The organism is Collinsella sp. SGI.095 (assembly GCF_050314535.1).
Classification (GTDB): domain Bacteria; phylum Actinomycetota; class Coriobacteriia; order Coriobacteriales; family Coriobacteriaceae; genus Collinsella.
This window is the reverse complement of sequence record NZ_JBNPNG010000007.1, coordinates 20,853-42,434: the sequence shown is the minus strand read 5'-3', so window position 1 is coordinate 42,434 and position 21,582 is coordinate 20,853. Positions and strand designations below refer to the sequence as shown.

General features: G+C 60.9%; 17 protein-coding genes. 5 read left to right on the top strand and 12 right to left on the bottom strand.

Going from position 1 to position 21,582, the window contains the following annotated elements:
* Positions 1–98: 98 nt before the first annotated feature.
* Together ACQRCA_RS04320 and ACQRCA_RS04315 are read right to left on the bottom strand one after the other, a co-directional pair.
* Positions 99–413, bottom strand: a complete 315-nt coding sequence (locus tag ACQRCA_RS04320; RefSeq protein ID WP_154515032.1) for an STAS domain-containing protein — start codon at positions 411–413, stop codon at positions 99–101.
* Between the two features lie 66 nt (positions 414–479).
* Complete coding sequence (locus tag ACQRCA_RS04315; RefSeq protein WP_427718927.1) at positions 480–1,784, bottom strand: aminotransferase class I/II-fold pyridoxal phosphate-dependent enzyme; 1,305 nt, start codon at positions 1,782–1,784, stop codon at positions 480–482.
* Between the two features lie 158 nt (positions 1,785–1,942).
* Here ACQRCA_RS04315 and ACQRCA_RS04310 point away from each other — a divergent pair, with 158 nt between their 5' ends.
* A complete protein-coding gene (locus tag ACQRCA_RS04310) occupies positions 1,943–2,197 on the top strand; it encodes a hypothetical protein (RefSeq protein WP_154515036.1) in 255 nt (84 codons plus the stop codon).
* 100 nt (positions 2,198–2,297) lie between these two features.
* Here ACQRCA_RS04310 and nhaA read toward each other — a convergent pair whose 3' ends face one another.
* The 3 genes from nhaA to ACQRCA_RS04295 form a co-directional block, all read right to left on the bottom strand.
* Positions 2,298–3,656: a Na+/H+ antiporter NhaA gene (gene nhaA / locus ACQRCA_RS04305; protein WP_427718924.1), complete on the bottom strand. Its 1,359-nt coding sequence runs from the start codon at positions 3,654–3,656 to the stop codon at positions 2,298–2,300.
* A gap of 263 nt (positions 3,657–3,919) precedes the next feature.
* Entirely contained in the window at positions 3,920–4,843 is a 924-nt protein-coding gene (locus ACQRCA_RS04300) for a manganese-dependent inorganic pyrophosphatase (protein ID WP_427718922.1), read from the bottom strand.
* 166 nt (positions 4,844–5,009) lie between these two features.
* Complete coding sequence (locus tag ACQRCA_RS04295; RefSeq protein ID WP_427718920.1) at positions 5,010–5,963, bottom strand: ROK family protein; 954 nt, start codon at positions 5,961–5,963, stop codon at positions 5,010–5,012.
* 340 nt (positions 5,964–6,303) lie between these two features.
* Here ACQRCA_RS04295 and ACQRCA_RS04290 point away from each other — a divergent pair, with 340 nt between their 5' ends.
* Entirely contained in the window at positions 6,304–7,023 is a 720-nt protein-coding gene (locus ACQRCA_RS04290; RefSeq protein WP_154515044.1) for a GntR family transcriptional regulator, read from the top strand.
* A gap of 72 nt (positions 7,024–7,095) precedes the next feature.
* On the top strand, positions 7,096–8,028 hold the full coding sequence (locus ACQRCA_RS04285; RefSeq protein ID WP_427718918.1) for a type I phosphomannose isomerase catalytic subunit: 933 nt from the start codon (positions 7,096–7,098) through the stop codon (positions 8,026–8,028).
* Positions 8,029–8,314: 286 nt separating this feature from the next.
* On the opposite strand, the gene ACQRCA_RS04280 is transcribed toward ACQRCA_RS04285, so the two are convergent.
* Together ACQRCA_RS04280 and ACQRCA_RS04275 are read right to left on the bottom strand one after the other, a co-directional pair.
* Entirely contained in the window at positions 8,315–11,218 is a 2,904-nt protein-coding gene (locus ACQRCA_RS04280; RefSeq protein WP_427718916.1) for an ATP-dependent helicase, read from the bottom strand.
* A gap of 146 nt (positions 11,219–11,364) precedes the next feature.
* Complete coding sequence (locus ACQRCA_RS04275) at positions 11,365–12,345, bottom strand: undecaprenyl-diphosphate phosphatase (protein ID WP_427718914.1); 981 nt, start codon at positions 12,343–12,345, stop codon at positions 11,365–11,367.
* Between the two features lie 242 nt (positions 12,346–12,587).
* Between ACQRCA_RS04275 and ACQRCA_RS04270 the strand changes: the two genes are divergently transcribed.
* A complete protein-coding gene (locus ACQRCA_RS04270) occupies positions 12,588–13,025 on the top strand; it encodes a universal stress protein (protein WP_154515052.1) in 438 nt (145 codons plus the stop codon).
* A 224-nt stretch (positions 13,026–13,249) separates the two neighbouring features.
* Here ACQRCA_RS04270 and ACQRCA_RS04265 read toward each other — a convergent pair whose 3' ends face one another.
* The 4 genes from ACQRCA_RS04265 to purH form a co-directional block, all read right to left on the bottom strand.
* Positions 13,250–14,293: a sensor histidine kinase gene (locus ACQRCA_RS04265; protein ID WP_427718910.1), complete on the bottom strand. Its 1,044-nt coding sequence runs from the start codon at positions 14,291–14,293 to the stop codon at positions 13,250–13,252.
* 9 nt (positions 14,294–14,302) lie between these two features.
* On the bottom strand, positions 14,303–14,974 hold the full coding sequence (locus ACQRCA_RS04260) for a response regulator transcription factor (protein ID WP_154515056.1): 672 nt from the start codon (positions 14,972–14,974) through the stop codon (positions 14,303–14,305).
* A gap of 177 nt (positions 14,975–15,151) precedes the next feature.
* Positions 15,152–15,859, bottom strand: coding sequence for a hypothetical protein (locus ACQRCA_RS04255; protein ID WP_427718908.1), 708 nt, complete (start codon positions 15,857–15,859; stop codon positions 15,152–15,154).
* 278 nt (positions 15,860–16,137) lie between these two features.
* Positions 16,138–17,745 carry a bifunctional phosphoribosylaminoimidazolecarboxamide formyltransferase/IMP cyclohydrolase gene (gene purH / locus ACQRCA_RS04250; protein ID WP_427718905.1) on the bottom strand — a complete coding sequence of 536 codons (1,608 nt, stop codon included), beginning with the start codon at positions 17,743–17,745 and terminating at the stop codon, positions 16,138–16,140.
* Positions 17,746–18,022: 277 nt separating this feature from the next.
* Between purH and ACQRCA_RS04245 the strand changes: the two genes are divergently transcribed.
* Positions 18,023–18,664, top strand: a complete 642-nt coding sequence (locus ACQRCA_RS04245; RefSeq protein WP_427718903.1) for a GNAT family N-acetyltransferase — start codon at positions 18,023–18,025, stop codon at positions 18,662–18,664.
* 459 nt (positions 18,665–19,123) lie between these two features.
* Here the strand turns inward: ACQRCA_RS04245 and ACQRCA_RS04240 are convergent, their stop codons facing one another.
* A complete protein-coding gene (locus ACQRCA_RS04240) occupies positions 19,124–21,067 on the bottom strand; it encodes a DUF2207 family protein (RefSeq protein WP_427718900.1) in 1,944 nt (647 codons plus the stop codon).
* Between the last annotated feature and the right edge of the window lie 515 nt (positions 21,068–21,582).

Below are 21,582 nucleotides of genomic sequence, written 5' to 3'. Positions count from 1 at the left end.
CTCGTCTATTCATTCGGTCAAGTATAGCGCCCGGACGTCAAAACATCCGAGCGCATCACAAACATATACCAAACGGCACGCCCTTTTTGGGGCAAGGCTTATGCCGCCGTAATTGAAATCTCCTGGTCGACACCCAGCAACTGAACCACGCGCATCACCGGGGGCTGCACGTTGACGCAGCCAAACCGCTTGTCGTGATCGGCTGCGTGGTGCGCGGCGCCCACAAGTACGCCAATACCTGTCGAGTCGATATAGCTCACCTGGGCAAAGTCGAGCTCAACGGCCTCGGTGGGCTGCTCGAGCGCCAAGTCGATGGCGTTACGCAAGCTATCGGCGTTAGAGATATCAATCTCACCGGTCACCCTGATGGTGTAGAGCTCCGGCGTGGGGTTGGTGGAAATACCCAAATCCATGTATACGCTCCTTTGCGTATCGAGAGTGCGGATGGTACTGGACGCGGATTTGCGGGGCCCTACGCGTTAGGCGCGCTCGGCACGAGCAAGCTCGGCAGCGACAAGCTTGACGGCCAGCACCAGCACGTCGAGTGCGGCCTCCAGGTCCTCGACCGTGGGATAACTCGGCGCGATGCGGATGTTGGTGTCGCGCGGATCCTTGCCATAAGGCCAGGTGGCACCTGCCGGCGTGAGCTTGACACCCAGGTCGGCGCAAAGCGCGGCGACCTTTTGGGCCGAGCCCTCGGGGCCATCAAAGCTCACAAAGTAGCCGCCGCGGGGATGCGTCCAAGTAGCGCAACCCGTATCGCCCAGGCCCTCAGTGAGCTTGCGCTCGACGGCCTCAAAGCGCGGACGCAAGAACTCGGCATGCTTTTTCATGTGCTCCTTGACCGCCTCGATGGTGGGAAGGAAGCGCACGTGGCGTAGCTGGTTGAGCTTGTCGGCGCTGATAAGACCGGCCTTCAGGCGCTTGGAGAACTCCGCGATGACCGCGGGACTCGCACCGATAAAGCCGATGCCCGCGCCCGGGAAGGTGATCTTGGACGTCGAGGCGAATGCCACCACGCGGTCCTCGGTACCCGCCGCGCGGGCAAGATCGAAGATGTTGGCGAGCTCGTCGGTCTCGTCGTACAGGTCGTGCACGCAGTAGGCGTTGTCCCAAAAGATGCGAAAATCGGGCGCGGCCGTGGGCATCTCGACCAAGCGGCGCACGGTGTCCTCGCTAAAGGTGATGCCCGTGGGGTTGGAATACTTGGGCACGCACCAGATGCCCTTGATGGAGTCGTCGGCGGCAACCAGGCGCTCTACCTCGTCCATGTCGGGGCCGCTGCCGGTCATCGCGACGGGGACGTTCTCGATACCCAGGTCGGCGGTGATGCCAAAATGACGGTCGTAGCCGGGAACCGGGCACAGGAACTTGACCTTCTTACCGTCGTGCGCGGCCTCATAAGCCTCCCAAGGCTCGCTGCCGCACGAGCCGCAGCGCCAGAACATACCGGCGATATCGTGCTCGATCAAAAGGCTCGACGAACCCAGTACGAGCGTCTGATCGGCGGGGCAACCCAGGAACTCCCCCGCCAGCTTGCGTGCCGAGGGAATGCCCTCAAAGCAGCCGTAGTTGGAGCAGTCGACGTTACCGTCGTGCAGATCGGCGTCGGCATTGAGGATATCGAGCATGGGGCGCGAGATGTCCACCTGGGAGGGCGACGGCTTGCCGCGCGCCATGTCGAGCGCCAGGCCCTTGGCCTTGACCTCGGCAACCTCGGCTTTGAGCGCCTCGATGGCGGCATCGAGTTCGGTGGTTTCCATCTTCTGGTAGATCGTCTGCATGGGTGCGACCTTTCGCAAAGCGGGACGTTGCAGTTTGTCTAAGTATAGACCGCTGCCGCCGCAACGGTATGAAGCCGTGATAGATTAAGTCCATCGCAATGAATTACGATATCCACCGTATGACCCGTATAGCCGCATGGCACATCCAAGGAGGCAGTATGGAATACGGCTCTTTTCAAGCCGAGGAGTTCGGAGACCTGCAGCGTCTGGTCGACGGCTTGTTTTATGACCGTAAGGCCATTGACCGCCTGGATCTAATCGTTCAGGCGGAGATCTTGGACCTAGCGCCCGATCTCATGGAAATCGTGAATCTTTTGCCGCCCGGCCACTACGACCGCCAATCGCTTTGCGACCAGCTTAACTCGGCCCTTGCCGCCCACGGCTGGGGCGCCGTCTACGGCACCGTGGAATAAAAATGGCAAATAAATGAAATGCCGTTTGTGACAGTGCTCACAAACGGCATTTTTTCACACGAGGGCATCCGGGGCATGTCCGGCCCCGGTTTTCGCGCTCCTACTCGTCCTTGGGCGAAGGGTGCTTGCAGACCACGCTCATGTAGATCATGCCCAGCACGGCCGCGGTAACAGAACCGGCAAGAATGGCGGCCTTGGCGGCCAGAACCTCGAACTGGGCCGTCGGGAAGGCGAGGCCGCTGATGAGGATCGACATGGTAAAGCCGATGCCACCCAAAATGCCCACGCCGGCGATCATATGCCAGTTAACGTTATGAGGCAGCTCGCAAGCCTTAAGCTTGACCAGGGCAAACGTCACGCCAAAGATACCGATCGGCTTACCCAGCAGCATGCCAAAGTACACGCCGAGGGTCACCGGGTCGGTAAGCAGCACGCTCATGTCCACGCCCACAAGGCGAACCTGCGCGTTGACAAACGCAAAGATCGGCAGGATCACAAAGTTGACCGGCGTGGAGATCAGGCGCTCCATGCGGATGAGCGGCGGGGTCACACGGTGCATGACACGCTCGACCTTGGTGGTCGAAAGGGTAAAGTCGTGCTGGCCCAGGATGTGCGCCTCGTCGTCGTAACGGTCGTCGAGCAACGGCAGGTACTCGCCAAGCCAATCGGTAAGGCTATCGAGCTTAACACCGCACTTGGCCGGGATGGTGAAGGCCAGGATGACACCGGCAAGCGTGGCGTGCACGCCGCTCTTAAACATGCAAAACCACAGCAGCAGACCAAGCACCGAGTACGGGGCAAGGCGATAATGCTGAGTTTTGTTGAGCCACACAAGTGCGCAGGTCACAACTGCAGCGGCACCCAGCCAAAACGGACTGGGGCTCTGGCCGTAGAAAATGGCGATGGCGGCGATGGAGATGAGGTCGTCGGCGATGGCGAGCGTCGAGAAGAACACGCGCACGCCGTTGGGCACGCGATTGCCCAAAAGCGACAGCACGCCCAGCGCAAAGGCAATATCGGTTGCCATGGGGATGGCCCAACCGTTACGGGCGCCGGCATGGTTAAAGATCAGGTAGATGCAGGCGGGAACGACGACGCCGCCCACGGCTGCCAGCATGGGAAGCATGGCCTGACGCGGATTCTTGAGCTCGCCGACCGTCATCTCGTACTTAAGCTCAATGCCCACCAACAAAAAGAAGATCGCCATGAGAAAGTCGTTGACGAAAAGCTCGACGGTGAGGCCAGCCGTAAGGTTGCCCAGACCCACATACAGCGGGGTCTCCAAAAAGTGATGGATAGACTCGTAGACATCGGTGTTGGCGCAGATAACGGCGGCGATGGCGGCGATGACCATGACGGCGGCGGAAATCGTGCCGTTCTCGGCGATGCGCTCCCAGATGTCATGACGTTCAAAGCGCTTGCGCTCACGAACGTTGAACAGCTGCTCAGTTGCTGCCATGGGCGGCTCCTTTCACGGGAAAGCTCCCGTCTTAAAAAAGCACGGCCCGCCCAAGTGGCGGCACCGCGCTCCAACGTATTACGCTTGCATCTAGCCTACCCTGCACGACAAGCACGCAGGCGTGGCCGAAAAGCGGAACCACAGGTTGAACATTATTTGCCCAACGGTACGGGCGCCCCTGTCCAATAGAGGACGCGGTCCCGCGCACAAAAAACGACCGGAGCGCGGGGCGTCCGCGGTCCGGTCGTAGCAGGCTACAAAACCTAGCAGGCGGCCATGATGGGGGCAGCGACCTGCTTCTTACGGGAGAGGACGCCCGGCATCCAGACGCCGTCGTGCTCGTCGGCAATGCCCAGGCCCTTCTGAGCGGCCTCGGTCTCGCCCTCGAGCAGGACCTGCGAGCCCTCCTCCATGATGTCGGTGATGCACAGGACGATGCCGTCGGCACCCTTCTCGGCGGCGTAGGCGCGCATGGCCTCGCGGATCTCGTCGATCATGCCGAGCGCACGGCTCTTGTCGACGGTCTCGTACTGGCCGATGAGCAGCTTCTTACCGGCGGGCTCGAACATCTTGATGTCGTTGCCGACCATCTCGGCTGCGGTGAAGGAGCCGGACGGACGGGTGAGGAAGACCTCCATGCCAAACTTGACCGGGTCGACACCCACCTGCTCGCCGAGCTTGGCGGCGACGGCGCGGTCGACATCGGTGGTGGTGGGGCTCTTGAGCATGAGCGTGTCGGTCATCATGGCCGAGAGCAGCAGCTTGGCCTGAACGTCGGAAAGCTCAACGCCGAGCACGCCGGCGAGCTTAGTGACGATGGTGCAGCTGGAACCCCAGGGCAGGCAGATGTAGTGCAGCGGGCCGGCGGTCTCAAAGTCGCCGATGCGGTGATGGTCAACGACGCCAAAGACCGTGGCGTCCTTAAGGCCGGCGACGGACTGGGCGGACTCGTTGTGGTCGGTGAGAACGACAAGCTGGCCGGCCTCGACGGACTCAATCACGCGGGGCTCGGCAATGCCGGCGTCTGCGAGCAGCTTGGCGGACTCTGCCGGAAGCTGACCAAGAGCGCAGACCTCATAGGTGTTGCCGGCATACTCAACCTGGTTGAGCAGCTGAGACAGAACGACGGCGCTCATGATGGCGTCGTTATCGGGGTTCTGGTGGCCAAAGACAAGAACGTTTGCCATGGGTATCCTCCACTTGGTATGTGTACTTAGACGTAGCTATGGTAGCACGCTGGCAGCTGGCCTTTGGGGACGGAAGGGCCACGGCATATTTTGTGGCAGGTATGGGGGCCAAGGCTGTCCCTTTTGCACCATGTTGGTGCAAAGTAACCTGGCCCCCTTGCACCAGCTATTTACCGGCAGCGCGCAGGGCTACGTAGGCAGAACCGATGATGCCGGCGTCGTTTCCGAGCGAGGCAACCTTAATGGGCGTCTCGCGCGAGGCGGAAAGCGCGTAGCGCTGGAAGTACTCGCGAACCTTATCGAGGTAGACATCGGCCGAGGCGGAGGCGCCGCCGCCGATCAGGAACATCTCGGGATCGACCACGTTGGCAATAAGCGCCAGGGCGCGGCCGAGATAGTCGGCCATGGTATCGGCCGCGGCCAGCGCGAACTTGTCACCCTCGCGGCAGGCTTGGAACACGTCCTTGGAGTCGGAGGGGCCGGTGAGCTCGATGGGCTCGACGCCCGCCTTCTTGCACTCGGCAAGGTAGTTGCTCACCACGCCGGTGGCGCTGGAATACTGCTCCAGGTGGCCATGGCCGCCGCAGCCGCAAGTGCGCTCCTCAGCCGGATTCAGGCACATATGGCCAATCTCGCCGCCGGCGCCCACAACACCCGACACCACATCGCCGTTGACGATAACGCCGCCGCCCACGCCGGTACCGATGGTGACCATCACCACATTCTGCACGTCCTTGGCAGAACCGAGCCAAGCCTCGCCCATGGCAGCGGCGTTGGCATCGTTCTCGTACTTAACGACCGCATCGGGGCAGTGCTCCTGAATGGCGATCTTCAACTCGGGCAGGTTAATGGCAATGTTGGCCTTGACCTTGGCATCGCCCGCTGCCGGAATGGGGCACGGAACAGCAAGGCCAATGCCCGCCACAAAGGCACGCGGAATCTGTGCCTTGGCGACCACCTGGTCGATAGCCTCGGTCACCGCGGCAAAGCCCGCAGCGTCAACGATGGGAGGCGTGGGCACGCTGACCTTCGCAAGCAGGTTGCCATCCCCGTCGAACAGGCCCTCCTTAACCGAAGTGCCGCCGACGTCGATGCCGATGTAGTACTGCTTAGGTTCCATAGGGGCCCGCCTTTCTCGTTTAAACATTGTCTGTATGGTACCGCTCCCAAGGCAAAAACCTACCAAAAAGGGACAGGTTTGTTTTGGTAGGTTTTATCTGAGGAAATGCAGAATACAGGATTCGGTTCGCTGGGTGCTAAATCGGTTCGGCCCCGTCCTCGGACCGATTAGATTTCTCAACACAACATTATTCGAATGTATATTTATTTAGAGCGCTTTTATTTTTAGCGCAAAGCGACTTTTAGTAATATATCTATCGAACTTTTCAATGACTCAATAGGGATACTTAGGTGTTGAGTATACTTTCTTTTATACTCAATCAAGTTGGAAAGGAGGTTCCATGATTCCCAAATACGAGGCGATAGCTGCAGATATTCGTCGAAGTATTGAGGATGGCGCTCTTAAACCAGGCGACAAGCTTCCCACCGTCGTTGAGTTCTGCGAGCTCTATAGCGTTTCCAAAATCACTGTCAAACGAGCTATCGAGCAAATCACCGAGGAAGGTCTTGTTACCAGCCGTCGTGGATCGGGTACCTACGTTAAGGACACGGCGGGGCTTCCCGGCCAAGCGTTTTTCCAGGGCAAAAACGACCGTGCCCAGGGCTTTTCGTATGAGCACCGCGGGGAGAAGGTGACCTCGGTAGTCTACGACTTCTCGATTGTTAATCCACCAGCGGACATCGCAGCCCAGCTGGGAATTGCCGAGGATGACTTTGCCTATCACATCGTGCGCGTGCGTCAGGCCGATGAGAAGCCCATCGTTATCGAGTACACCTACATGCCCCTCGAGCTGATTCCGGGCCTTAAAAAGAAGGACCTGTACGGATCGGTCTACCGCTTTGTCCGCGAGCAATGTGGGCTGAAGATCTCGAGCTTCCACCGTACCATTCGCGCCGTGGCAGCAACCGAGGAAGAAGCCGAGCGCCTGGACACCAAACCTGGCTCTCCCCTGCTCGAGCTCAACCAGATTGGCTTTTTGGACAGCGGCGCGGCCTTTGAGTATTCGGTCTCGCGCAACGTTGGCGACCGCTTTGAGTTGCACAACGTAACGTTGGCATAGGTTTTTGTAGTCATGCGGGCGCTCGTTTTGAGCTGTTTGTGCAACGCCCGCGCAACACAATGGGGTATGAATATGTCCGATTTGATTAAACTGACGCCGATCTTCCACGAGAAGATCTGGGGCGGCCGCCAGCTCGAAACCGTATTTGGCTACGACATTCCCGAGGGTCCCATCGGTGAGTGTTGGGCCATCTCGGCCCACCCCAACGGCGACTGCCAGATTGTGGAGGGCCCGTATGCCGGCCACACGCTGTCGTGGCTGTGGGCCGAGCACCGCGAGCTCTTTGGCAGGTGCGAGGGCAAGGAGTTCCCGCTGCTCGTTAAGATTCTGGACGCCAAGGACGACCTTTCGATCCAGATTCATCCCAACGACGAGTACGCCGCCAAGCACGAGAACGGCAGCCTGGGCAAAACCGAGTGCTGGTATGTGCTGGACTGCGAGCCCGGCGCCACGATCATCGTCGGCCAGCGCGCGCATGACCGCGCCGAGGCCGCACAGATGATCGAGGGGGGCCGTTGGGACGACATGCTCAACGTGCTGCCTATCCACAAGGGCGACTTTTTCCAGATTGATTCCGGTACCGTGCACGCCATCAAGACCGGCACGCTCATTTTGGAGACGCAACAGTCAAGCGACGTGACATATCGCCTGTACGACTACGACCGTCCCGGCACCGACGGCAAACTGCGTCCGCTGCACATTGAGCAGAGCCTCGACTGCATCGACTTTGATGCTCAGGCTCCGACCGACGGCACGGTGGCCGCGCCCGAGGTGAACGGCGTAACCGAGCTCGAGTCTAACTCCTGCTACACCGTCGATCGCGTACGCGTCGACGGCAGCAAGACCTTGGAGCAGCGCTGGCCCTTCATGTGCCTGTCGGTCATCGACGGCGAAGGCACCGTCTGCGGCGACCCCGTCCACAAGGGAAGTCACCTGCTGGCACCCAGCACCGTCAGCTCCATTGACCTCGAAGGCAAGATGGAACTGATTATCAGCCACCTCTAGGTCGCGCCAACAACCGAAACCTAATAAGGGGCTCTCCCGACCATGTACGGAAGAGCCCCTACTCGTATCTATCTATCAGCCCACCCAGCTCTCCAGATCAAAAGCGAACGAGCAGAGCGACGTTCGCAAGCTGCAGGCCAAAACGCCACAAGGAAGAGGGCGCGCCGGGGGCTTTGGTCGATCGCGAGTTCCGCACGAGCCGGAGAGCACTTAATGTGCTCTCCGTGCGAGCAGGACTGTCCGAGCAGGCGACCAAAGCCCCCGGCGCGCCCGGTCAACCTCGCAGTTAGGCATTCAGCTTGACGATCGGCGCAAAGCCCTTCATAAGCTTTTTGGTCTGGCCGGTCTTTTCGAATTGGACCTCGATCATGTCTCCAGCGACCGAGATCACGGTACCCGTGCCAAAGGTCTTATGACTCACGGTATCGCCCGCGGCAAAGTCCTGCGACGCGCTGGCGCGATCGACCTTGCGCTCCACTGTTGGGGACACCTTGGACGACGGCTTTTTGGCTCGCGGTGCGCCCGAGCCAAAGGTCGAGGCAACGCGACCGGCGTCGGGCGAGACCCCACGATGGCGCTCGGTCCCGTAGCTGCTGCCGCCAAAGAAATCGTCGAAGCTCGATCCGCCGCGCGAACCGGAACCGCCGGTCGAGCGCGTATGCGAACCAAACACCTTGCCGCCATACATATCCGAACCCATGCCCGAGCCAAAGGTGCCGCGACGGTCGCCGCGCTTCTCCCAGCCCGTGCCCTCAAAACCAGCAGAACCGATACCGCTAAACTCGATATCCTCAAACGGAATCTCGTTGAGAAAGCGCGAACGCGGGTTGGCGGAGGTCGAACCGTAGGTGCGACGCGTGGCCGCATAGGTCAAGAACAGGCGCTTGCGGGCACGCGTGATGGCGACGTAGGCCAGGCGACGCTCCTCCTCGAGCTTGCCCGGATCATCGCTGCCGCCAAAGTCGTGCACGTGCGGAAAGATACCCTCCTCCATGCCGGCCACGAACACCGCCGGAAACTCCAGGCCCTTGGCGGAGTGGATGGTCATCATGGTAATGGCATGCGTCTCGCCGGCCAGGGAATCCAAGTCGGAGCGCAAGGCCAGCCACTCCATGAGTGCCGGCAGCGCCTTACAGGTGAGCGGACCGTAGGCACGCTCGATCTCGCCGGCATGCACGGCACCCGCCGACAGCTCCGTCGGCGCGGCATACGCGTTGCCTGCGATGGCGGCGGCCAGGGCATCCTGCGGAGACAGCGCCGGAGCGGCCAAGCCATCGAGCGGATTGGAGCCCGCGGCGTCACGGGCGCCGACGAGCGCCTCAAACGAGGATGCCGGGACAGATGGCCCCGGTTCGGGCGCAGACACGCTCACCACGACGGGCTCGGGCTCGGCGCCGGCAGGCACGTCGGCAACACCGGCTGCGCGCAGCTCTTCTAGGCTCTCGAGCGTACCCTCGATATCCTCGTGCGTCTCCTCAAATTCGGCGGCAACGCCCAGAAATTCCTGGATGTTCTCGGCGCGGCTCTCAGATTCCATGGTGCCCTCGGCGCGAAACGCCTGCAGAAGGCCCGTCTTATCGACGATCATCTCGACAACGTCCTTGAGCTCGCCGTCCATGCGGCGGCCCTCGCGCACCAGTGAGACAAAGCTCGACAGGCCGTTGCGCACCTTGGCGCTAAACATGCCGGTTTCGGCGCACGCGATCTCGCAAGCCTGGAAGAACGAGCAACGGTTGTCGCGTGCCAGCTGCTCGATCTTTTGGATTGAGGTGGAGCCAATGCCGCGGCGCGGTGTGTTGATGACGCGCTTGACGCTCATCTCGTCGGCCGGGTTCACGATCATCTTGAGGTAGGCCATGACGTCGCGAATCTCGGCACGGTCGAAGAATCGAGTGCCGCCCACGATCTTGTAGGGCACGCCCGCGCGCAGAAACATATCTTCGAGAATACGCGACTGGGCGTTGGTGCGATAAAACACGGCGATGTCGTCGTAACTCGTGCCTTTGGCATGCAGTTTCTCGATCTCACCGGCAATCCAGCGGCCCTCGTCGCGCTCGTCGCTCGCCTGGAAGGCCTGAATCTTCTCGCCATCGCCCTCAGCCGTAAACAGGCGCTTGTCCTTGCGCTGCGAGTTGTGGCGCACCACGGCGTTGGCGGCGTTTAGGATATGGCCCGTAGAGCGGTAGTTCTGCTCGAGCTTAACGGTCTTGCAGTTTTTAAAGTCCTGCTCAAAGTCCAAGATGTTGGTGATGTCGGCGCCACGCCAGCTGTAAATGGACTGGTCATCGTCGCCCACAACCATGAGGTTTTGGTACTTGGCGGCCAGAAGGTTGGCGATTTCGTACTGGACGTGGTTGGTATCCTGATACTCGTCGACGCTAATGTAGCGGAAGCGCTCCTGGTACTTGTCGAGCACCTCGGGGCGGGTGCGCAGCAGTTCGAGTGTGCGCACGAGCAAATCGTCGAAGTCCATCGCGTTGGCGGCGCGCAGGCGGCGCTCCAGCTCCAGGTAGACCTGCGCGGCCTTTTTGTCGTTGGGGCTATCGGCGGATTTGAGCATGTCCTCGGGGCCGATCATGGCGTTTTTGGCCGAACTGATCTTGCTGCGAATCATGTTGATGGGGAACTGCTTTTGCTCGATGCCGAGCGCCTGCATAATGTCACGCACCATGCGCTTTGAGTCATCGTCATCGTAGATGGTGAACTGACCGGTGTAACCCAGCAGGTCGGCGTCCTCGCGCAGCATGCGCACGCACATGGCGTGGAAGGTGCACACCCACATGCCGCGGGTACCGCTGGGAATGAGCGCCGTCAGACGCTCGCGCATCTCGGCCGCGGCTTTGTTGGTAAACGTGATGGCAAGAACCTGCCAAGGCTTAACACCCAGGTCGCCGAGCATATGCGCGATGCGGAAGGTCAGGACGCGGGTCTTGCCCGAGCCTGCGCCGGCGAGGACCAGCAACGGGCCCTCGGTGGTCAGGACGGCCTCGCGCTGGGCGGGATTAAGGCTGTCGATGTCGACGAGCGGCTTGACGGGCTTGGGTGCCGGCGCGGGAGCGTCGTAGATGTCGAGCGGAACGAGCTCGGGCTCCGGCGCAGCGGGGGCGGTGTATGCATCGAGCGGCACGGGTTCCGGCGCGGGCGGCACGGGTACCGCGGCGTTCTTTTCCCAGGGCAAGGGCTGGGTCATGGGCGACTCCTCATCTGACGGACGGCGCGCCTGCGGGCGGCGCCATAGTTTGAGCCGTACCAGTATACCGAGCCGCGCGGACACCGATGCAAATCACACCACGACTCCGTGCGCCGCGCTCTGGCCGCCGCGCAGCGTCAACCAAGTTACAGGCCGAGCATAGGCTCCAGAACAAAGAAGTACGCGAGCACCACGATGCCCAGAATAATGCGGTAGACGCCAAAGCACTTAAAGTCGTGACGGCGAACGAAGCCCATGAGCCACTTGATGGCAATAAGCGAAACCACAAAGGCCACGACGCAGCCCACGCCCAGAATGGCAATCTCGTTGGTGCCAAACGTACCGCCCTTAACGAAGTACTTGACCAGCTTGAGCGCGCTCGCGCCAAACATAACGGGAATGGCCAGGAAAAACGTGAACTTGGACGCCACCGAGCGCGTACAGCCCAGCAGCAGGCCGCCGATAATGGTAGAGCCGGAGCGTGATGTGCCCGGAATCAGCGAAAGCACCTGGAAGCAACCGATACCCAATGCGGTCTTCCAGCTCAGGTCCTCGAGCGTGGCGATGGATCCAAAGTCCAAATCCTCGTCATCGTCATTGTCTTCGGTAATATCCGCCGCAGGCGCCGCGAAGTGTGCACCGGCGGGACGCCCGCCCGCCACCACAGCACGCGAACCAAACGAATCGGCAAGAGCGGCGTTCTCGCGCTTACTCGCACGCCAGTTCTCAATCACGATAAACAACACGCCGTACACGATGAGCGCCAGCGCCACGACGGGAGCGTTATAGAAATGCTCCTCCATCCAGTCGTTGAGCGGCAGACCGATCGCCGCGGCGGGAATACAGCCAAGCACAATCTTGCCCCACAGCACCCAGGTGTCGCGACGACCCTCCTTGCCCTTGATGGGCGAGAACGGATTTAAGTCGTAGAAGAATAGAACGCAGACGGCCAAAATGGCGCCAAGCTGAATCACGACCAGGAACATATTCCAGAATGTCTCGCTCACATTCATCTTGACGAACTCGTCCACCAAGATCATGTGGCCCGTCGACGAAACGGGCAGCCATTCGGTGATGCCCTCGACCAGGCCCATGAAGGCAGATTTTAGAAGCTCGATGATATCCAAAGGGACCCCCTCGTTTGTCACCCGCCGATAGTTGTTCTGCGGACGGTTGCGGGCGATGTCCCATTATCAACCGTTCGGCCGCGGCCGCGCCCACCCTTACCAAAAATCTCGCCCGTTCACAGAATTGCGAGCGGTTAAACCGAAATCCTTGGGTATAACTGCAACAAGCTAAAGTGTCCGGCGGCCAACACGTCGTCCGATGCACGAGCCCCGTGCCCGTGCGATAGACCAAGGAGGAAACCATGAACGAGGGCTATACCAAGGTATTTGTTTCACTCGACGGTACTGAGCAGCAGGATTTTGTGCTCACACGCGCTATCAAGGTCGCCGCAAACAATGGCGCCAAGCTGATCATCGGTCACGTCATCGATTCCACGGCGCTCGAGAGCGCCGGTTCCTATCCGGTCGATCTGGTCAACGGCCTGGAGGAGGCCTTTAAGAACTCCATCGCCAAGCAGCTCGAAGAGGCCAAGGCTAATCCCAACATTCCCGAGGTCGAAGTCATGATTCGCGCCGGCCGTATTCGCGAGACGCTCAAGGACGAGATGCTCGACGTGGTCAAGCCCGATCTGGTGCTCTGCGGCGCTCGTGGCCTGTCCTCGATCAAGTATGCGCTCCTGGGTTCGATTTCGACGTTCCTGCTGCGCAACACCGACTGCGACATTCTGGTCGTGAAGTAGCGTTGCTCCCACCGGCCGCGGGACCTGCGGGGTTTCCTAAGGGCACGTCCTCGCCGCGTTGCGGCTGCGGGATGTGCCCTTAGGAAACCCCTCCCGGCCCCGCGGCCTTCGCAGCCTTACTTCAACGAGTTGGCTGATAAAAAAATAGCGTGCCGCCCCAAACGGGGCGGCACGTTTTGTTCGGGGCGGCACGTTTTTGTTTGGGCGGACGTCTGCCGCGTGCGTTACTCGAAGTATTGGAACTTGTTGGTCGAGAAGGCGAATGTTACGACAAAGCCTTCGCCGAAGTCGGATGCCGCGGTGACGTCGATGCCCATCTTGGAGCACAGGCGCGCCACCAGGTAGAGGCCGATGCCCGTTGCGCGCTTGGTGGTGCGGCCGTTATCGCCGGTAAAGCCCTTCTCGAACACGCGCGGCAGGTCAGCCGCGCTCACGCCGCAGCCGTTGTCCGCGACGGTAAGCTCGATGCGCTCGCTTGCCAGGCCCTCGTCCAGCAACGCACCCGAAAACACAATCTTCGCGCCGTCCTCACGCGCATATTTAATGCTGTTCTGAATGAGCTGGCCCAGAATAAACTCGAGCCATTTCTCGTCGGTGAACACCTCAAAGTCGAGGTTCTCGCACACCGGAGCCACGTGCGCCGCGATGAGCTCGCGTGCGTTGGCTTTAATCGCGCCCGTCACCAAGCTCTTGAGACCCCAGCGGCGAATCAGGTAGTCGCGCTCTACGACTTCCGAGCGCGCATAGTACAGCGCCTGATCGATATAGCGCTCCACGCGAGCCAGCTCACGACCCAGGTCATCCACGCGCGACAGGTCGTCTTCGCTGCCGTCCAGGTTTTCCAAAATCAGATGAGCCGCCGCCAGGGGCAGCTTGGCCTCGTGGACCCAGCTCTCGATATAGTCGCGGTAATCATCGGTCTGGCGCCGGCCTTCCGCCACCTCGTCGCAAGCGGCTTTGCCCACCCGGCGCAAGACCTCATATTCGAGCTCGCCCTCGGCATAGGTCGGGCATTGCACCATCTCCTGCACCCAAGCAGGGCTCCCCAGCTCCTCTGCCGCGCGCTCCAGCTGGCACAGAAAACGACGACGGCGCACGTACTCGATCACGATGCCCAGCATGCCAAAGATAAAGGACACACCGACCGCCACGACCACGATGGATGCCGGGGCGCCGGCGACCGTCAGTACAAAACAGCTCAGCAGAACGCCGCAGGTCCACACGGCAACGGGAAGCAGTGCATCTTTAAAGAACTTGGCAAACGACATAACCGACCCCTAGACCGAATAGCCTTGGCCGCGATGCGTCGTCAAATACCCCTTGATGCCGATTTTTTCGAGCGTGGTGCGCAGGCGGTTGATATTGACGGTGAGCGTATTGTCGTCCACGAAGGCGTCGGAGTCCCACAGGTCCTGCATGATAGCCGAGCGCGAGACAATCTTGCCCGCGCGGCCCAAGAGCAGCGAGAGGATACGCAGCTCGTTTTTGGTGAGCTCGGTACTGTCGCCGGTTGCCGTATTGGTGACCATGGAGCGGGCGAGGTCGAGCTCCAGCCCCTTGTGGACGAGCGTGCTGCGATCGCCCGCCGCCGCGGTGCGGCGCAGCAACGCATTGATGTGCGCCACGAGCACACGGGCGCTGTAAGGCTTGGGAACAAAGTCGTCCGCGCCAAGCGTCATGGCCATGACCTCGTCGATCTCGGTCGTGCGCGACGTGAGGACGATGATAGGAACCTCGGATTCGTGGCGAACCTCGTGGCAGATATGTTGGCCGTCCTTGACGGGAAGCGTGAGGTCAAGCAACACCAAGTCGGGCGCGGCGGCAAGGATATCGCGCGAGACATGCTCAAACGATTCGCAGGCCTCGATTTCAAACCCGGCGCGGGCAAGGATGTCGACAAGCTCACGACGAATGCGCTCGTCGTCCTCAACGACATAGATCAGCGCCATGGATTCCGCTCCCCTCTTGGTTGTCTTGCCCCATTATGACCGCGGAGCCGCAGGTGCGTGCCTCGCGAGGCACCAAGGTGACAGAACTGTTCGCGAACGAAAGCGTTTGGCTCGCCCCTCGCTCGCAACGGGAGCGAGGATCAAATGATTATTAAATCCCCGTCCCAGGAAAATCATTTAGCGGCGGGCACGGAGCTTTTCGTAGCCTTCGGCAAAGAAGGCAACCGTAGCGGCGTCGGACTCGACGGCGTCCGTCTCGGCGGCAGGGACCACGCCGTGCTCGTCACTCACCAGGAACAGCGCGCCCTTGAGCTGCGCGGGAATGTCCACGCGCGTGACCGGGATGCCCTTGGTCTGGGCCAGCTGCTCGATAAGCGTCGCCGTGCCACACAGGCACTCGTCCGCCGGTGCCACAAAGACCAGCTCGCCGTTGTTGACGGCGGCGAGCAGCTCGGGCGCCACGCCGGTTTCGTCGGCCTCGGAGCGGGCCTCGGCGGAGCGGGCACGCAGCGCCTTGGCCGAAGTATCGGCCAGCGGCTCGTACTCCCCCACCGTCATGGCGGCATTGCCGTTAACGTCGATCACCAGCATGAGCACGCCGTCGCGCGCGGTGTAATCGCCCTCGGCAAGCGACCACTCAACGTGCTGCTTGGCCCAGCTGAGCATGTTATGGGTGAGCGGCTCGCCCTGAACCAGGCGCTCGGACAGCGCACGAATGTGACGGTTGAGCATGGGCACCTTTTTGTTGGACATGCGCCAACGGCAGACAAGCGCGGGCTTGTCGAGCGTAAACTTCTCGACCGCCTCCTGATTGGCGCAAAAGTCCTCGTACGCACGCTGGTCCTCGGCATTGCCAAACAGCTCGGCATCATCCACAACGGCCATATCCAACCTTTCTCAAAAACATACACCGCACCGTTATACCCAAAAAAGCCGCCCGCACCAACCGGCACGGGCGGCAATAGATAGCTTTAGTTCGGGGCGAGCCAATACCGCTGGTGGAGCATGAGCCAGCGAGCCGGACCCAAGTGCCTCAGGTCGCCGCGAAAGAGGAACGACGCGTACTTCTGTACGCGAGCGACGGTTTGAGCGGCGAGATGAGGTGCTTGGGGCCGGCGCAGCGTCGAGCAGTTACGCGGTTTGGTAAAACCGCGTAACTATCATTAGTGGCGGAAGTGGCGGGCGCCCGTGAAGACCATTGCGATGCCATGCTCGTTGCAGGCCTGGATGCTCTCGTCGTCGCGCTTGGAGCCGCCGGGCTGGATGATGCAGGTCACGCCGTGCTCAGCAAGCACGTCGACGTTGTCACGGAACGGGAAGAACGCGTCGCTTGCGCAGGCAAAGCCGCCCTTCTCCACGCCCTCGCGCTCGCAGAAGTCCTCGGCGCGCTCGCAGGCAAGCAGTGCGGAGTCAACGCGGTTGGGCTGGCCCGGGCCCATGCCAATGCCTGCCTTACCCTTGGAGACCAGGATGGCGTTGGACTTGACGCCCTTGCAGACCTTCCAGGCAAACTCAAGCTCGGCCATCTCGGCATCGGTGGGCTTGCGGTCGGTGGGGAACGTAAAGGTCGCGGGATCCTCGATCACGTGGTCGACCTCCTGCACCAGCATGCCGCCGTCGATGGAGCGCAGCTCCACCTTGGCGCCGTGGTCCACGCCGCCGGTAGCCAGCACGCGCAGGTTGGGGCGCTTGGCCATGCGCTCGAGCGCCTCGGCGGTGTAGCTCGGGGCGATGATGACCTCGACGAACTGCTTGTTCTGATCGGCAAAGTGCTCAACCAGCTCAAAGGGAACCTCGCGGTTGCAGGCGATGATGCCGCCGAAAGCGCTCTTGGGATCGCAGGCAAAGGCGCGGTCGTAGGCAGCCGTGATTTCCTCGGCAACGGCGGAGCCGCAGGGGTTCTGATGCTTGAGGATCACGCAGGCAGGCTCGTCGAACTCGCGAACCAGGTTCCAAGCGGCATCGGCGTCCAAATAGTTGTTGTAGCTGAGCGGCTTGCCCTGAATCTGCTCGGAGCCCACGAGCGGGAACTGCGAGCTCGCGGAGTTCTCGCAGCCATCGGCAAAGCGGTAGACCGTAGCCTTCTGCTGAGGATTCTCGCCATAGCGCAGGTCGTCGACCTTCTCCAGCGAGACCTCGAGTTTGGCAAAGGTGTCCGCCACGTCGCTTGCCTGGGCAGCAAGCCAACGGGAGATAGCCGTGTCGTAGGCGGCGGTGGTCTGGTAGACCTTCACCTGCAGGCGACGACGGGTGGAAAGCGTGGTGCAGCCGCCGGTCTCGCGCATCTCGGCCAGGACGGCATCATAGTCGGCCGGGTCGGAGATGACGGTAACGCTCGCGGCGTTCTTGGCGGCAGAGCGAAGCATGGAGGGGCCACCGATATCGATGTGCTCGATGGCATCCGCGAAGGTGACCTCGGGGTTGGCGACGGTCTTCTCGAACTCGTACAGGTTGACGACGACCAGGTCGATCAGCTTAATGCCGTGCTGAGCTGCCTCCTGCATGTGCTGCTCGGAATCGCGGCGAGCCAGCAGCGCGCCGTGAACCTTGGGGTGCAGCGTCTTGACGCGGCCGTCCATCATCTCGGGATAGCCCGTGAACTCCTCGATGGGGGTTACGGGAACGCCCGCGTCCTCGATGGCACGAGCCGTGCCGCCCGTAGAGATGATCTCGACGCCAAAGTCGTCAACCAGCGTCCGTGCGAAATCGACGACGCCCGTCTTATCGGTAACCGAGATCAACGCGCGTGCGATCTTCACATCAGATCCCATGCAGTCCTCCTGTCTGGTACGCCGCCGTGCTCTGTGAGTCGGTGATACGTCGATCTGCAGCGCTCGCGCAGCGGCATTGAAAATACTGATTCAATGTAGCGCATCGAGCGCATCGATGCACCCCGTAACGGGCGCATGTGCAGAAAAAGCTTGCGAGCGGGGGTTGCAGGAGCGCCACTGGGCACGGTGAGTTGATGGAACACAGGGGCACCATAATTAGATGCCAATGGCGTGGTAGAACTGTGCTCGATATGCATCCGCAATAGAAAGAGGCACCATGGTCTCGCGGGTTCTCTACCGACCGTTTGATACCGAAGACTTCGACGCCATCGCGCTGATCTTGCAGCAGCTTTGGCATAACAATTCGGATAACGAAGAGTACAACCGCCTTGAGGCCGCGTGCGACCTCGCCTATTGCCTTTCTTCCTCGACGTTTTCGCAGGTCGCCGTAATCGACGGCCAGGCGCGCGGCATTGCACTCGCACGTGCGGGGCAAAGCAGCGGCGCCACCGTTAAGGAGCATTGGATGGATACCGAACGCGCATTGCTGTCGCAGATGCGTGAGCTGGAGCCCGATGCCTGTGCCGAGTATCTCTCGTTTGTGCGCGCCACCATTCGGACCAACAACCGCCTGCTCGAGAGCAGCCCACTGCCGCATGACAACGAGATCACGCTGCTTGCCGTGGATCGCGATGTCCACGGCCTGGGCGTTGGCTCGGTTCTGCTCGATGCCGCGGTCTCGCACCTGTCCTCGCACGGAGCGTCGAGAGCGCACCTGTATACCGACTCCAACTGCTCGTGGAAGTTCTACGAGCTGCACGGCTTTAAGCGCACGGCCACGCACCGCGCCAACCGCGAAGAGCGCCGCCACGACATGCCGCGCGAAAGCTTCCTCTACGAACTCGACCTGACAGCCTAAAACCGGCAGTTAAGGGAGTGTCCCCAAGTGCCGACATCCGGGGAAGTTCCTAAACTGCCGGCATAAAAAGAACGCCCCTAAGTGCCGTCCGTGGAGCAAGCAGCCCCACTCGAAAACTCACAGGGAAAGCGCATCCCAGAATTCGCCTAAATTGCGGGATGTGGTTTCCGGAAGAGAGCCTCTTGAGAAACTGCATCCCGGTTTGAGCGCATATTCTGGGATGCACTTTCCGAATGGCACGTCTGGCGGAAACTGTGACCCAGAATCGAGGCCCAGAGTGGGATGCGCTTTCCGAAATCATCCCATCGGGAAAGTCCATCCCGCTCTGCGCCTAAATAGCGGGATGCGGTTTCCGCGAAAGCTCGCCTTGGGAAAGCCTGCATCGCTTCTGAGCATAAAAATGGGATGGATCTTCCGGCAACAGCCGCCGGGGAAGACCCATCCCATGATTTGCGCTCGCTAGAACGTTCCGCCGCCGCCTCCGCCGACGCCGCCGCCCCCGCCGCCCGAGAAGCCACCACCGCCGCCGCCGCTCGAGCTATCGGAACTCGAAGCCAGCTCACGGATGCTCTCGTGATACACGCCATCGAACGAATCGAGCGGAGACTGGTTTCCGTAGTGATGGTAGTACCACCAGTAGCAGGGGTAATTGTCGTAGAAGCCGTCGGCCTCGCGCACCTCGGGCGGCACGGCCTCGGCAAGCTGACGCAGAACTTCCTTGGAAACGCCCAGCGCCGCACCCATCACCAGAAGTTTATTCCACAGCACCAGATCGCCGGGGACGGCTTCCTTTAGACGCGTGAAGTCCTCGAGCCAATGCTTGAGCGCCTTGCAGCGAGCCGCCACCTCGGCGCCCTCCGGCGTAAGGCGGCGGAACGTAAGGCCCACGCCAATACCCACCAGCACAATCGGCACCGAGATAACCGCGGCGACAATGTTCACCTGTGCGCCGTCGGTAAAGAAGATGGATCCCACGGGAACAAAGGCGATCAGAGTACCAAGAACCAGGCAAAACACCATTGCGACAATGCCGTCCGAGGCAACGTACTCGCTATCGGCCAGTTTGCCCTTAACGGTGCTCTGATAGTCCTTGAGCTTGTCGCCCACGGGCGTAGCGTGCTGCTTAACATAGTGTTGCAGCTCGTCAAACGTGCGCGAGCGATCGCCGTTCTCGTCGGGCTTAGCACCGGCAAAGAAGACCTTGAGCACCATGCGGTCAATGCCCTTGGCCGACTTCCAGCCCGCATCGCTCACCGTCACACGATACGTCTGCTCCTCTTTTTCGCGATGGAGCAGGCCCTTCTTGCCCTTGGTCGCGATTGCCTCCTCTAACTTGATCACGCGATCGTCGGTGAGCTTCATGAGCGTGGCGATATATGCCTGATCGGGCACCTCGTTCCAGCTCATGAGGGCCGAAAGCACGGCGGGATGGTCGGCCGAGGGCACGTCGCGGAAGTATTCGTCCTGGAACAGCGGTTTGGGCTTGCGCTTGCGCAACTTGAGCACGACGATTGTGCCGGTAAAGGCAACCGCCGCGACAACGCTAACCACGGCAAGTGCATTGGCGATCATGCGGGCGTGAGCGCGGCGGGCGTTGGCCTCCTCGGCCCACGCCTTCTCCTCGCTCAGAATTGTCGACATGCGTTCCTTGCCCGAGGCGGCGAGCTGCGGCACCCAATCGCTGGGGAAGGCGATGCGCGCCTCGGCGAATTCGCCCTGATGCACGCAGGGTATGGTATAGGTGACCATGGGCTCGTCCGCGTCGAGCGACACGTCGCCCGTGAGCGGACCGTGGCCCCATGCACGGAAGTTATCGCCCTTGACGGCCGCCGTTCCGGCAGCGGCATTTGCGAAGTAAACTTCCATCTCGACGTCATCGGAGTCCGCAGACCAGCCGTCGCCCACAAACTTCCAGTAGAGCTCGGCGGTATCGGACCAGTTCATAACCGCACCGGTCATGGTGTAGCTCACGTAATAGATCGCGCTGTCGCCGCTCTCGTGGGGGCTGAACACCTTGATCTTTACGCCGCCGTCGGACTGCTCAACCGTATAGACGCCGTTGTCGCCTTTGTTTGCATAGTCAACCCTGCTAAACGCGTCATCATCTTCCTCGACGCTCAGCACATCGACACCCGCCGTACCACCCTGCTGGTTGGTGCCCGTATTGATATCCCAATACACGCCGTTGATGTCGTCGTCGAAATCAAACTGGCGACCCTCGACAACGGTCAGCGATCCATCGGCCTCAACCGTGGCACCGATATAGGTTTGGGTCATGGAATACCCGTCGGCACGTGCAACGGCGGGCAACAGCAGCAGCACGCACGCGACGAGTGCGCAAATGGAAGCAAATCGCGCAAGCAGGCAGCGCTGCCGACAAGCATTGGCAACGGGGGCGTTCATAGGCACATCCTTTGTCTGTAAAACCAACAGCGCCATTGTCCCACGTTTGCGGGTACACATGACGAACATCTAGGCGACCGGAGCGCCAAACGGGATGAAAGTCATGCCTGCCGCCAGCAGCTAATCATTGGGTAGTCATTGGGGACGTTCTTAAATGACTAGTCATGAGGGACACCCTTGGCATGGCCCGCACCAGCAATAGATACCACTTCACAGCTCCGTCACAGGTGTAGCAGCTTTGTGTGGGCGCGACACGCGCTGATTGAGCCGCCAGCCGAGGGGCATAAAGCAGTTGAGCGAAACCGGTTTGCCCCTTTGCCGTTCGCTCGAGGATCATGTCCCCCTTTTCCGCGGAAACCCCGGCAGTTGCGAAGAGCTGCCGGGGTTTCTGTTGTCTAAGGTACTGAGTTGATCGACAGGAATCAAAGCACCGAGCCTGCGGCCCACCATACGCAATGCGGGGCCTCGACAACTTGCGGACCACAGTGACGCCTCCCCATCGCGCCCCGCGCTAT

Excerpts from the sequence above, each read along its gene's own strand:
- ACQRCA_RS04255 (WP_427718908.1), bottom strand. The coding sequence starts at position 15,859 with ATGGCCGTTGTGGATGATGCCGAGCTGTTTGGCAATGCCGAGGACCAG.
- ACQRCA_RS04265 (WP_427718910.1), bottom strand. The coding sequence starts at position 14,293 with ATGTCGTTTGCCAAGTTCTTTAAAGATGCACTGCTTCCCGTTGCCGTG.
- nhaA (WP_427718924.1), bottom strand. The coding sequence starts at position 3,656 with ATGGCAGCAACTGAGCAGCTGTTCAACGTTCGTGAGCGCAAGCGCTTT.
- ACQRCA_RS04315 (WP_427718927.1), bottom strand. The coding sequence starts at position 1,784 with ATGCAGACGATCTACCAGAAGATGGAAACCACCGAACTCGATGCCGCC.
- ACQRCA_RS04270 (WP_154515052.1), top strand. The coding sequence starts at position 12,588 with ATGAACGAGGGCTATACCAAGGTATTTGTTTCACTCGACGGTACTGAG.
- ACQRCA_RS04280 (WP_427718916.1), bottom strand. The coding sequence starts at position 11,218 with ATGACCCAGCCCTTGCCCTGGGAAAAGAACGCCGCGGTACCCGTGCCG.
- purH (WP_427718905.1), bottom strand. The coding sequence starts at position 17,745 with ATGGGATCTGATGTGAAGATCGCACGCGCGTTGATCTCGGTTACCGAT.
- ACQRCA_RS04320 (WP_154515032.1), bottom strand. The coding sequence starts at position 413 with ATGGATTTGGGTATTTCCACCAACCCCACGCCGGAGCTCTACACCATC.
- ACQRCA_RS04300 (WP_427718922.1), bottom strand. The coding sequence starts at position 4,843 with ATGGCAAACGTTCTTGTCTTTGGCCACCAGAACCCCGATAACGACGCC.
- ACQRCA_RS04285 (WP_427718918.1), top strand. The coding sequence starts at position 7,096 with ATGTCCGATTTGATTAAACTGACGCCGATCTTCCACGAGAAGATCTGG.
- ACQRCA_RS04295 (WP_427718920.1), bottom strand. The coding sequence starts at position 5,963 with ATGGAACCTAAGCAGTACTACATCGGCATCGACGTCGGCGGCACTTCG.
- ACQRCA_RS04260 (WP_154515056.1), bottom strand. The coding sequence starts at position 14,974 with ATGGCGCTGATCTATGTCGTTGAGGACGACGAGCGCATTCGTCGTGAG.
- ACQRCA_RS04310 (WP_154515036.1), top strand. The coding sequence starts at position 1,943 with ATGGAATACGGCTCTTTTCAAGCCGAGGAGTTCGGAGACCTGCAGCGT.
- ACQRCA_RS04290 (WP_154515044.1), top strand. The coding sequence starts at position 6,304 with ATGATTCCCAAATACGAGGCGATAGCTGCAGATATTCGTCGAAGTATT.
- ACQRCA_RS04240 (WP_427718900.1), bottom strand. The coding sequence starts at position 21,067 with ATGAACGCCCCCGTTGCCAATGCTTGTCGGCAGCGCTGCCTGCTTGCG.
- ACQRCA_RS04245 (WP_427718903.1), top strand. The coding sequence starts at position 18,023 with ATGGTCTCGCGGGTTCTCTACCGACCGTTTGATACCGAAGACTTCGAC.